Annotated in this window: 9 protein-coding genes; 6 read left to right on the top strand and 3 right to left on the bottom strand. The window is 68.9% G+C overall.

Translation table 11 applies throughout. The features are described from left to right. Positions 1-54 precede the first annotated feature (54 nt). Entirely contained in the window at positions 55-2,532 is a 2,478-nt protein-coding gene (locus HH212_RS21140) for a glycoside hydrolase family 31 protein (protein WP_170204302.1), read from the bottom strand. A 265-nt stretch (positions 2,533-2,797) separates the two neighbouring features. Here HH212_RS21140 and xth point away from each other — a divergent pair, with 265 nt between their 5' ends. After that, entirely contained in the window at positions 2,798-3,574 is a 777-nt protein-coding gene (gene xth / locus HH212_RS21135) for an exodeoxyribonuclease III (RefSeq protein ID WP_170204301.1), read from the top strand. A gap of 45 nt (positions 3,575-3,619) precedes the next feature. Here xth and HH212_RS21130 read toward each other — a convergent pair whose 3' ends face one another. After that, positions 3,620-4,267, bottom strand: a complete 648-nt coding sequence (locus tag HH212_RS21130; RefSeq protein ID WP_170204300.1) for a TetR/AcrR family transcriptional regulator — start codon at positions 4,265-4,267, stop codon at positions 3,620-3,622. Between the two features lie 115 nt (positions 4,268-4,382). On the opposite strand from HH212_RS21130, the gene HH212_RS21125 reads away from it, so the two are divergent. The 5 genes from HH212_RS21125 (at position 4,383) to HH212_RS21105 (ending at position 10,886) form a co-directional block, all read left to right on the top strand. After that, positions 4,383-5,192, top strand: a complete 810-nt coding sequence (locus tag HH212_RS21125) for an SDR family NAD(P)-dependent oxidoreductase (RefSeq protein WP_170204299.1) — start codon at positions 4,383-4,385, stop codon at positions 5,190-5,192. A 295-nt stretch (positions 5,193-5,487) separates the two neighbouring features. Beyond that, positions 5,488-6,720 (top strand): 3-methyl-2-oxobutanoate dehydrogenase (2-methylpropanoyl-transferring) subunit alpha, encoded by a 1,233-nt coding sequence (locus HH212_RS21120; RefSeq protein WP_170204298.1) that lies wholly within the window; start codon positions 5,488-5,490, stop codon positions 6,718-6,720. A gap of 79 nt (positions 6,721-6,799) precedes the next feature. Continuing rightward, positions 6,800-7,804 (top strand): alpha-ketoacid dehydrogenase subunit beta, encoded by a 1,005-nt coding sequence (locus HH212_RS21115; protein ID WP_170205594.1) that lies wholly within the window; start codon positions 6,800-6,802, stop codon positions 7,802-7,804. 3 nt (positions 7,805-7,807) lie between these two features. Further along, positions 7,808-9,304, top strand: coding sequence for a dihydrolipoamide acetyltransferase family protein (locus HH212_RS21110; protein WP_170204297.1), 1,497 nt, complete (start codon positions 7,808-7,810; stop codon positions 9,302-9,304). A gap of 16 nt (positions 9,305-9,320) precedes the next feature. Next, positions 9,321-10,886 (top strand): FAD-dependent oxidoreductase, encoded by a 1,566-nt coding sequence (locus HH212_RS21105; protein ID WP_170204296.1) that lies wholly within the window; start codon positions 9,321-9,323, stop codon positions 10,884-10,886. A gap of 175 nt (positions 10,887-11,061) precedes the next feature. Here the strand turns inward: HH212_RS21105 and HH212_RS21100 are convergent, their stop codons facing one another. Then, the gene (locus HH212_RS21100) at positions 11,062-11,364 is read right to left on the bottom strand and encodes a hypothetical protein (RefSeq protein WP_170204295.1); all 303 of its coding nucleotides are present in this window, start codon (positions 11,362-11,364) and stop codon (positions 11,062-11,064) included. Positions 11,365-11,465: the final 101 nt, after the last annotated feature.

Genomic DNA, 11,465 nt, shown 5'->3' with positions numbered 1-11,465 from the left:
CATGCGTGCCGGAAACCAGACAGCATGGAAACGCCGCGGCGGACATTTTCGCGATTACAAGGTGACGGCCACCTGCAGCGGCGCCTGGCGCAACGGCGGCAGGCTCACTTCCAGCAGCCGGCGCTCGGCGTTCCAGGTGAACGGCAGCGCCTGGCCGCCGGCTTCCACCGCGCGCGGCCTGGCGCCGACGTTGTGCACTTTTAAGGCGAAGCGGCGCTCGACCACGGCGGCGCGCGCACCGGCTTGCGGCAGCAGGCCGATTTCCAGGCGTCCGTCCCGGGTCTTGCCGGAAAAGCGCACCAGCTGGTAGTTGCCGTCCTCGAAGGCATGCGCGCTGTGGCCGTCGTCGTCGTACAGCTTGCCGCTCGCCTCGTTCACACTCGCATCGTGCCAGTAGTGCAGCTCCAGTTCGCGCCCGTCGTACTCGCTGGTGCTGTGCACCACCTTCGCCAGCGGCACGAAGGCGCCGGCACGCACGTAGGTCGGGATGTGCTGCGCCACCGGGCGCACGGTCTCGACGATGCCGCCGCGGTGCGGCTTGTCCGTGTAGAAATCGAACCAGACGCTGTCGGCGCGCCCGGCCATCTTCGGGAAATACACTTCCTGGCGCGTCGCGCCCGGCTCCACCACCGGCGACACCAGCAGGTCCGACCCCCACAGGTAGGTGGTGGCGATGGTGCCGACCGGCACCATGTCGTTTTCCGGCTCCTCGAACATCACCGGACGCATCAGCGGCATGCCGGTGCGGCTGTTGTCGAAGGCGGCCGTGTAGTTATACGGCAGCATGGCGTAGCGCAGGCGCACCGCGTCCCGCGCCAGCGCTTTCGTCGCCGCCTCGCGGAACACCGGTTCCGGCGCCACCGATTCCTGGGCGTGCGGGCGGAACACCGGCTGGAACACGCCGTACTGCAGCCAGCGCACGTACAGTTCGTCGTCCAGCACCGGACCGGCGAAACCGCCCAGGTCGGAGTGCATGTAGGCCTGGCCCTGCATCCCCATCTGCAACGAAATCTCGACCTGCGACTGCAGCCCGCCCCAGCCGCGGCCGACGTCGCCCGACCACGGGATCATGCCGAAGCGCTGCGACCCCGAATAGCCGGAGCGCATCAGGATGAACGGCCGCTCCTGCGGGAAGTCGCGTGCATAGCCGTCGGCGATCAGGCGCGCCCACTGGTGGCCGTAGATGTTGTGGACCTCGTCGGCGCTGCCGGCGGCGTGGCGCGCGGCGGACGGATGCATTTCCGGCTCGCCCAGATCGCCCCACCAGCCGGCCACGCCGCCGGCCTTGAGTTCCTTGTAGATGTTCCAGAACCAGTCCTGTGCCCGCGGCGCGAACACGTCGACCAGGCCGGTGTTGCCGAAATAAAAGTCGAAGGTGAACGGCTTGCCGTCCTTGCCGGTCGCCAGCACGCCCTTCGACGCCGCTTCCTGCCAGCGTTTCGACGTGGTCAGGACAAAAGGCTCGGTGATGACCACTGTCTTGACGCCCTGGCGCGAAAAATCGGCCATCATCTGCTCGGCATGCGGGAAGCTGTCGCGGTCCCAGGCCAGGTTGCCCATCGTGCCCTTGACGGTCTTGCCGAACCAGTACAGGTCGAGCACCACCGCGTCCAGCGGAATGTCGTCCCGGCGGAAACGCTCGACCACGGCGCGCGTCTCGGCCTCGTCGTGGTAGCCGAAGCGGCTGGCGAAGTTGCCGAAGGCCCAGCGCGGCGGCAGCGGCTGGCGTCCGGTCAGGCGGGTGGTGCCGTCCATGACCTGGGCCCAGTCGTCGCCGGCCACCACCTGGTAGGTCTTGCGCCCGCCGATGGTCTCGAAGCGCAGCGTGCCGTCATGACGGCTGTCGAAGTCGAGGTAGCCGGACTGCGGATTGTCGAAGTGGATCGCGTAGCGGCGCGAGGACAGCGCCATCGGGATGCCGTAGCCCATCTGCGCCGCGGTCTTGCCGAAGCCGTAGGACGCCTTGTTGTACAAGGTAAAACGCTGGCCGCGCCGGTTCATGCCGGCGGCGCGCGCGCCGGCGCCGTACAGCGCCTCGTCGGGATCGAGCGCGAACTCGATCGATTCCAGCTTGCCCGCGTGCCCGTAGCCGCGCTTTTCGGCAACCAGCGGACGGCCTTTATAGGCGTAGCTGATGCGGAACGGCTTCTTCTCGACCGTGACCGTGATGCCGCCCGTGGCCAGTTGCACGCGGCCGGCCTCCTCCTTCACCGTCGCCGCCACCTGGCCGGGCGCCAGCACCACCGCGTGCGACGTCCCCGTGTCCTGCTGGCCGCGCGGCACGAAGCTGGTCTCGACGATGTCGGCGGCGTACGGCTTGATCAGGTAGCGGCCGTCGCTGGTCGTGACCTGCAACACGCCGTCGGGTCCGCTCTGCCAGCCGAGGAAGGTGCGCGCGGCGTTCTGCGCCGCAGCCTGTGGGCCGAAGGCGAGCGAGGCCGCCAGCAGGCCGACCAGCAAGGCGAGCCGTTTCGGCGCCGGCACGGCGGGTCGGTCGGCGCTGCGGAGGATGGGCGTGGCGGAATGAAGCATGGCGTTCGTCTCGGTCTGGTTGATGTCGTTGTGCGTGCGGGCCGGGCTGTGCGGCTGGGCGAGAGCATGCCAGAATTCGTGCCGCTAAGGTAGTAAATTTACACCGAAAGGCACTTCGACGGGCATAGCTCACGCAATTCGACGCGTTTCCAGAGTAGTTTGACTACCTGACGATAGCGACGCGATGGCGCTCCCGCCATCGTGCGGCGAGCGGGCGCATCTGCGGTCAGAATAGCGTCAACACCACCTCATGGAGCACGCCGGCATGCGCATCGCCACCTTCAACGTCAACAGCATCAATACCCGCCTGCCCGCCCTGCTGCAATGGCTCGAAGAAACCCGACCCGACGTCGCCTGCCTGCAGGAACTCAAGGCGCCGCAAGACAAGTTTCCCGAAGCCGCCATCCGCGCCGCCGGCTATTGCCCGGTCTGGCACGGCCAGAAGAGCTGGAACGGCGTCGCGCTGCTGGCGCGCGGGGTCGAGCCGCAGGAAGTCGTGCGCGGCCTGCCGGGCGACCCGGCCGACGAGCAGAGCCGCTACATCGAGGCGGTGGTGAACGGCGTGCTGGTCGGCGGCCTGTACCTGCCCAACGGCAATCCCGCACCGGGGCCCAAGTTCGACTACAAACTGCGCTGGATGGAGCGCTTGCAGGCGCGCGCCCAGGAATTGATCGACAGCGGCATGCCGGTGGTGCTGTGCGGCGACTACAACGTGATCCCGACCGACATCGACGTGTACAAGCCCGAGCGCTGGCGCGAGGACGCGTTGTTCCGCCCCGAGACGCGCGCCGCCTGGAACGAGCTGCTCGGACAGGGCTGGTGCGACGCGCTGCGCGCCACCCACCCGGACCAGATCATCTATACGTTCTGGGATTATTTCCGCGACGCCTACGGCCGCAATGCCGGCCTGCGCATCGACCACCTGCTGCTGAGCCCGTCGCTGGCGCCGCGATTGACGGCGGCCGGGGTCGACCGCGAGGTGCGCGGGCGCGAGAAGCCGAGCGACCATGCACCCACCTGGGTCGAATTCGACTGGCCCTGATCAAGAACCTGCCTCGCCAGGCCGGAATCGCTGCCGGGACAGGTGCTAGGGTGTCGCCCGCACTTCCGGAGGGGCGTCACGCACCGGCCGCGCCAGGACCACCGCCAGGCGCAGCGCGCTGCCGGTGACGTCCTCGATCGGCGGCGCGTAGCCATCCTCGATCCAGCGCAGCGCGATGTGGATCACGCCGCCGACGATGCCGGCCTGTAGCAGCGGGTCGGCCGGAGCGCCTGGCGGCGCGATCACGCGCGCCACCTGCCGGCCGATGTCGCGCAAGGCGACGTCGAAGGCGCGGTCGACGGCGCGGCTGACCCCGCGGATCTCGACCAGGAACACGCGCGCCGAGGGCGGGTCGCGCTGCAGCGCCGCGAAATAGGTCTGCAGCATGGCGCGTGCGCGTCCCGGACGGCCGCCGCCGGCGTCGCGCGCCGCCGCCATGATTTCTTCCAGCACCGCACAGGTCACCGTCTCGAAGCAGGCGATCAGCAGCGCTTCGCTGTTCGGAAACGATTCGTAGAAATAGCGCTCGGTCAGGCCGGCGGCCGCGCACACCGCCTTCACCGTGGCGTGGCGATAGCCGCGCTGGCCATACACGGCCACGCCGGCCGCGACCAGCTGGCGGCGGCGCTGGGCGCGGCGCTCGTCTTGCGGGACGCCGCGATAGGGTCGGGTGGTGGTCGGGTCTGCTGGCATGCCGCATTCTGGCACAGAATGTTGCCAAGGTCTTTCTGACAATGTACAGTGTCAGTCAAGAATCTCGGTAGACCCAACAATACAACCGGAAGGTACTGGCATGAACGATCCGGGCATGGATCTGGGCAATCGCGTCGCCGTCATCACCGGCGCCGGCAACGGCATCGGCCGCGCGCTGGCGCTGGCGCTGGCCGGACGCGGCTGCCACCTGGCGCTGGTCGACATCGATGGCGAGGCGGCCGCCGATACCGCGCGCGCCGCCCAGCACCTGGACGTGCGCGCCACCGCGCACCGGGTCGACGTGGCCGACCGCGCCGCGGTGCGCGCCCTGCCGCGGCAGGTGGACGCCGCCCACAAGCGCGTCGACCTGCTGGTCAACAATGCCGGGGTGGCGCTGGGCGGCAGCTTCGAGCAGGTCGACGAGGACGACTTCGACTGGCTGCTGGAAATCAACTTCGGTGGCGTGGTGCGCATGACGCGCGCTTTCCTGCCGCTGCTGCGCACCAGCGACGAGGCGCGTATCGTCAACTTGTCGAGCATCTACGGCATCATCACCCCACCCGGCCAGACCGCCTACGCGGCCAGCAAGTTCGCGGTGCGCGGGTTTTCGCATGCGCTGCGGCATGAGCTGCAAGGCAGCTGCGTTGGCGTGTCGGTGGTGCATCCGGGCGGCGTGGCGACCGCCATCGCGCGCAACGCACGCATGCCGCGCCATGCCACGCCGGAACAGATCGAACGTGGTCGCAGGCAGGTACAGCGGCTGCTGCGCATGCCGCCCGAGCGGGCTGCCGACATCATCGCGCGCGGCATCCAGCAACGGCGCGCGCGCATCCTGGTCGGCAGCGACGCCGTCACCGCGGCCTGGCTGGAGCGGCTGGCGCCGGTCGGCTACTGGGACGTGCTGAAGCGCCTGTTAGGGCGCTGAGACCGGCTGCGGTCGCCTTATCGGATAACAATTGTTCCTACGAATGTACGTGCTCGCCATGCGCGCCAGCGCAAAGCACGCGCATTTTCCTGTGTCCGCCTGCCCGGCGGCGTCCCCGTTTCGCTGCACTGCGTGCTAACGTGATCACCTCGTACGCATCCCCATGAAGGCTGCTTTCGAGCATTTTTCCTGCTGCAAAGCAGCAGAAAAATAGTTCCCGAACGGCTGTGTGCCGGGCTATCCGGGGACTTATGATGTGCTCCGCCGCACAAACCTTACCAAGGAAAAAGCGATTATGAGCCAGAGTAAGCCTCTGTCCCTGCATGTCCCGGAGCCTACCGGCCGCCCGGGTTGCAAGACTGACTTTTCGTACCTCGATGTCTCCCCCGCGGGTTCGGTCCCGCGTCCCCCCACCGACGTCGGCTACCAGGATACGGCCGCGCTGGCGTCCGGCCTGGTCCGCGTGCTCGACGACGACGACGATGCCGTCGGCCCCTGGAATCCGGAACTGGACCGCGAGAAATTGCGCTTCGGCTTGCGCACGATGATGAAGACCCGCATCTTCGATGCGCGCATGGTCATCGCCCAGCGCCAGAAAAAGCTGTCCTTCTACATGACCTCGCTCGGCGAGGAAGCCATCGGCAGCGCCCACGCGCTGGCCCTGAAGGACGGCGACATGTGCTTCCCGACCTACCGCCAGCAGAGCCTCCTGATGGCGCGCGAATACCCGCTGGTCGACATGGTCTGCCAGCTGCTGTCCAACGAGCGCGACCCGCTCAAGGGCCGCCAGTTGCCGGTGATGTATTCGGTCAAGGACAAGGGCTTCTTCACGATCTCCGGCAACCTGGCGACCCAGGTGCCGCAGGCGGTCGGCTGGGCCATGGCTTCGGCGATCAAGGGCGACACGAAAATCGCCTCGTCCTGGATCGGCGACGGCGCCACCGCCGAGAGCGACTTCCATACCGGCCTCACCTTCGCCCACGTCTACCGCGCGCCGGTGATCCTCAACGTGGTCAACAACCAGTGGGCCATCTCGACCTTCCAGGCCATCGCCGGCGGCGAGAGCGTGACCTTCGCCGCGCGCGGCGTGGGCGCCGGCATCGCTTCGCTGCGCGTCGACGGCAACGACTTCCTGGCGGTGTACGCCGCCTCCTGCTGGGCCGCCGAACGCGCCCGCCGCAACCTCGGCCCGACCCTGATCGAATGGGTGACCTACCGCGCCGGCCCGCACTCGACCTCGGACGACCCGGCGCGCTACCGCCCGGCCGACGAATGGACCCATTTCCCGCTGGGCGACCCGATCGGGCGCCTGCGCCGTCACCTGACCAAGCTCGGCTGGTGGTCGGACGACGAGCACGCGGCCCTGCAGGCCGAGCTGGAAGCCGAAGTGCTGGCAGCGCAAAAACAGGCCGAGCAATTCGGCACACTGGTCGACGGCCGCGTGCCGAGCGCCGCGTCGATGTTCGAGGACGTCTACAAGGAGATGCCCGAACACCTGCGCCGCCAACGCCAACAACTGGGGGTATGAGGTGATGCGAGACATTCAGAACGACAAGGCCGCCGCGCAGGACGATGCGGCCGAAGAGACGGCAGGCAAGCGCGTGCCGATGACCATGATCCAGGCGCTGCGCTCGGCGATGGACGTGATGCTCGGCCGCGACGACGACGTGGTCGTGTTCGGCCAGGACGTCGGCTACTTCGGCGGCGTGTTCCGCGTCACCGACGGCATGCAGGCGAAGTACGGCAAGCAGCGCGTGTTCGACGCGCCGATCTCGGAAGGCGGCATCGTCGGCACCGCCGTCGGCATGGCCGCCTACGGCCTGCGCCCGGTGATCGAGATCCAGTTCGCCGACTATTTCTATCCGGCGACCGACCAGATCGTCTCGGAAGCGGCGCGCCTGCGCTACCGCTCGGCCGGCGACTTCACGGCGCCGCTGACCATCCGCATGCCCTGCGGCGGCGGCATCTACGGCGGCCAGACCCACAGCCAGAGCCCGGAAGCCTTTTTCACCCACGTGTGCGGCCTGCGCACCGTGATGCCGTCGAACCCGTACGACGCCAAGGGCTTGCTGATCGCCGCCATCGAGAACGACGACCCGGTGATCTTCCTGGAGCCGAAGCGCCTGTACAACGGCCCGTTCGACGGCCACCACGACCGTCCGGTCGTGTCCTGGTCCAAGCACCCGATGGGCGAGGTGCCGGAGGGTTACTACAAGGTGCCGCTGGACAAGGCGGCGGTATTCCGCGAAGGATCGGATCTCACCGTGCTGACCTACGGCACCATGGTATGGGTGTCCGAGGCGGCCGCCAGCGAAACCGGCATCGACGCCGAGATCATCGACCTGCGCACGCTGTGGCCGCTCGACCTGGAGACGGTGCTCGAATCGGTGAAGAAGACCGGCCGCTGCGTGGTGGTGCACGAAGCCACCCGTACCAGCGGCTTCGGCGCCGAACTCGCGGCACTGGTACAGGAACATTGTTTTTACCACCTGGAAGCGCCGATCGAGCGCGTCACCGGCTGGGACACCCCGTATCCACACGCCCAGGAATGGGCGTACTTCCCGGGACCCGACCGCGTGGGTGCGGCATTCAAACGAGCGATGGAGGCGTGACAAATGGGCATTCACCTGATCAAGATGCCCGACCTGGGCGAAGGCATTGCTGAAGTGGAAGTCGTGGCCTGGCGCGTGCAGCCGGGCGACGCCGTCACCGAAGACCAGATCCTGGCCGACGTGATGACCGACAAGGCGACGGTCGAGATTCCGTCGCCGGTGCACGGCACCGTGGCCGCGCTGGGCGGCAAGGTGGGCGAATCGCTGGCGGTCGGCGCCGAACTGATCCGCCTGGAAGTCGAGGGCGCGGGCAACGTCGCGGCCAATCATGCGGCGGCCGGCGCCGCACACGCCGCGGCGGCCGAGCCGGCGTCGCCGGCGGACCTGGGACCGGACCGCGTCGGCCCGGACATGGGCGCCAGGGCGGCCGCACCGGCGGGCGCCACGGACAAGGGCGCCGCCGCCGGTGCGCGGTCCGGCGCGGCTGCGCAGGATCGGCCGGCAACGGCCGGCAGCGGCGCAGCCGGTACGGGCAGCGGCGCTGCTGGCGCTCCCGGCGCATCCGGCAGGCAAGCGCCCGGCGCCGGCAAGCCGGCAAGCGCACCGGCGCATCCGGCGCGCGCCGTGGCGGCCAACGCCACCCAACAGCGCCGTCCGGCCTTGCGCGCCGAAGGCGACAAGCCGCTGGCCGCCCCGGCCGTGCGCAAGCGCGCCTGGGACCTGGGCATCGAACTGCAATACGTGGCCGGCAGCGGCCCGGCCGGACGCATCGGCCATGCCGACCTCGACGCCTACATTGCCGGCGGCGCCCACGGCCACGCTGCCGGCAGCGCCGACGAGCGCTATGCGCAGCGGGACGGCGAGGAAGCGGTCCCGGTGATCGGCCTGCGCCGCAAGATCGCCGAGAAGATGCAGCACGCCAAGCGCCAGATCCCGCATTTCACCTATGTGGAAGAAATCGACGTCACCGAGCTGGAAGCGCTGCGCGTGCAGTTGAATGCGCGCTACGGCAACGAGCGCGCGCGCCTGACGCTGCTGCCGCTGATCATGCGCGCGGTGGTGCTGGCGGTGCGCCGCTTCCCCGAAGTCAATGCGCGCTACGACGACAGCGAAGGCGGCGGCGTCGTCACCCGCCACCAGGCGGTCCACATCGGCGTCGCCGCGCAGACCGACGCCGGCCTGATGGTGCCGGTGGTGCGCCACGCCGAGGCGCGCGATCCATGGTCGAGCGCCGAGGAAATCGCGCGCCTGGCGGAAGCCGCGCGCACCGGCAAGGCGGCGCGCGACGAACTGTCCGGCTCGACCATCACCATCACCAGCCTGGGCGCGCTCGGCGGCATCGTCAGCACCCCGGTGATCAACCATCCGGAAGTGGCGATCGTCGGCGTCAACCGCATCGTCGAGCGCCCGGTAGTGAAGAACGGCGGCATGGTGGCGCGCAAGATGATGAATTTGTCGTCCTCGTTCGACCACCGCGTGATCGACGGCATGGTGGCGGCGGAATTCATCCAGACCGTGCGCGGCTACCTGGAATGCCCGGCCACCCTGTTCATCGAATGAGGGGCGACGACAAACCATGACCATGCAAGCGAACACCGAAAACACCACATTGCTGATCATCGGCGGCGGCCCCGGCGGCTACGTGGCCGCGATCCGCGCCGGCCAGCTCGGCATTCCGACCATCCTGGTCGAGGGCGCCGAACTGGGCGGCACCTGCCTGAACATCGGCTGCATCCCGTCCAAGGCGCTGATCCACGCGGCCGAGGAATTCCACAAGGTCGCCCAGTACGCGGCCGCCGGAGACCGGGGACACCCGCTCGGCATCCGCAGCGCCGCGCCGACCATCGACCTGGCGCAGACGGTGCACTGGAAGGACGGCATCGTCAAGCGCCTGACCGGCGGCGTCGGCGCCTTGCTCAAGAAAAACAAGGTCAAGGTCGTCAAGGGCTGGGCCACCATCCTCGACGGCAAGACGGTCGAGGTGCGCACGGCACCCGCGGCGCAACCGGCCGACGAGGCAAGTGCGATCGCGGCGATGGCAGCGGCGGACGCGGCGGGTTCTGCACCCGCAGCCGCTGCATCTTCATCGCCATCGGCTGAAGCCAACGCGACCAGCGCGGGCGGCACGGGCAACCAGGCCGACGCGCCGCTGCGCATCCGCTGCGAGCACCTGCTGCTGGCGACCGGTTCGCAGGCGGTGGAACTGCCGTTCCTGCCGTTCGGCGGCCCGGTGGTCTCTGCCACCGAGGCGCTGTCGCCGCAGAGTGTGCCGCAGCACCTGGTGGTGGTCGGCGCCGGCTACATCGGCCTGGAGCTGGGCACCGCCTACCGCAAGCTGGGCGCGCGCGTCAGCGTGGTGGAAGCCGCCGGCCGCGTGCTGCCGGCCTACGACGACGAACTGGCCAAACCGGTGGCAGCCAGCCTGAAGCGCCTGGGTATCGAGCTGCACCTCGAATCGAGCGTGCTGGGCATGGCGCCGGACGGGTCCGGCGTGCGCATGCGCAATGCCGGCGGCGAGGAAACCGTGCTGGCGGCGGACCGCGTGCTGGTGGCGGTCGGGCGCCGTCCGCGTACCGCCGGCTTCGGCCTGGAAAGCCTGATGCTCGACATGCACGGCCGCGCCGTGCGGGTCGACAACCAGTGCCGCACCTCGATGCGCAACGTGTGGGCGATCGGCGACCTGACCGGCGAGCCGATGCTGGCGCACCGCGCCATGGCGCAGGGCGAGATGGTGGCCGAGATCATCGCCGGCAAGCGCCGTCACTTCACGCCGGCGGCGATACCCGCGGTCTGCTTCACCGATCCGGAAGTGGTCGTGGTCGGCGCCAGTCCGCAGGACGCGGCGCGCCTGGGGCTGGACGTGATCAGCGCCAGCTTCCCGTTCTCGGCCAACGGCCGCGCCATGACCATCGAGAACACCGATGGCTTCGTGCGTGTGGTGGCGCGCCGCGACAACCACCTGATCGTCGGCTGGCAGGCGGTCGGCGCCGGGGTGGCGGAACTGAGCACGGCCTTCGTCCAGTCGATCGAGATGGGCGCGCAACTGGAAGACGTGGCCGGCACGATTCACGCGCACCCGACGCTGGGCGAGGCGGTGCAGGAAGCGGCGCTGCGGGCGCTGGGGCACGCGCTGCACATCTGAAGCGGCACCCGGCTCGCGAACGGCCGCCATGGCGCGGCCGGGCCGCTTGCGCGACAAGCACGCGAGGCGCAAGGCGGAACGCGCGTGAAGCCCACGCAAAAACGCCTTCCCATGCAACGGGAAGGCGTTTTACCTTATGTCTCGGATCGGATTGCCGGCACGGCCGGCTGCCATCTCAACCCTGCCGGTTGCCCGGGTTGACGGCGGCAGCGCCGCCGATGCCGTCCATGCCGGTTTCCAGTTCGCCCGGTCCCTGGCCGACGAAACCGTTGCGCTCCTTTTCCGAGCCGTCGCTCAGCAGGTCGTCGGTCCGCGCCGACTGCGCATTGCCGTTCTCGGCCTGCTGCGCGGCGCGTTCGCCCGACATGCTGCCGACATTGCCGGTGCCGCCGGTACCCATGGTGGCGGCGCTGCTGGTGCCGTCCTTGGTCACCTGGTCGTAGGTGCGGCCCAGGCCGCTTTTGTTGTCGTCTGCCATGATGTGCTCCATTGCTTGTTGAATTGCTGTCCATGATAGCCATCCGGCGCTGGCCGGGAATCGGCATACGCCTGACCGTGTTGTAGGACATGTCGGGCGTG

This window comes from Massilia forsythiae (assembly GCF_012849555.1).
GTDB classification, from domain to species: domain Bacteria; phylum Pseudomonadota; class Gammaproteobacteria; order Burkholderiales; family Burkholderiaceae_D; genus Telluria; species Telluria forsythiae.
The sequence above is the reverse complement of the archived record's forward strand: the minus strand, read 5'-3'. Positions and strand labels throughout refer to the sequence as shown.

Bases quoted from the DNA above. Each gene is read 5' to 3' on its own strand.
- HH212_RS21110 (WP_170204297.1), top strand. From the start codon at position 7,808: ATGGGCATTCACCTGATCAAGATGCCCGACCTGGGCGAAGGCATTGCT.
- HH212_RS21105 (WP_170204296.1), top strand. From the start codon at position 9,321: ATGACCATGCAAGCGAACACCGAAAACACCACATTGCTGATCATCGGC.
- HH212_RS21125 (WP_170204299.1), top strand. From the start codon at position 4,383: ATGGATCTGGGCAATCGCGTCGCCGTCATCACCGGCGCCGGCAACGGC.
- HH212_RS21130 (WP_170204300.1), bottom strand. From the start codon at position 4,267: ATGCCAGCAGACCCGACCACCACCCGACCCTATCGCGGCGTCCCGCAA.
- xth (WP_170204301.1), top strand. From the start codon at position 2,798: ATGCGCATCGCCACCTTCAACGTCAACAGCATCAATACCCGCCTGCCC.
- HH212_RS21115 (WP_170205594.1), top strand. From the start codon at position 6,800: ATGACCATGATCCAGGCGCTGCGCTCGGCGATGGACGTGATGCTCGGC.
- HH212_RS21120 (WP_170204298.1), top strand. From the start codon at position 5,488: ATGAGCCAGAGTAAGCCTCTGTCCCTGCATGTCCCGGAGCCTACCGGC.
- HH212_RS21140 (WP_170204302.1), bottom strand. From the start codon at position 2,532: ATGCTTCATTCCGCCACGCCCATCCTCCGCAGCGCCGACCGACCCGCC.
- HH212_RS21100 (WP_170204295.1), bottom strand. From the start codon at position 11,364: ATGGCAGACGACAACAAAAGCGGCCTGGGCCGCACCTACGACCAGGTG.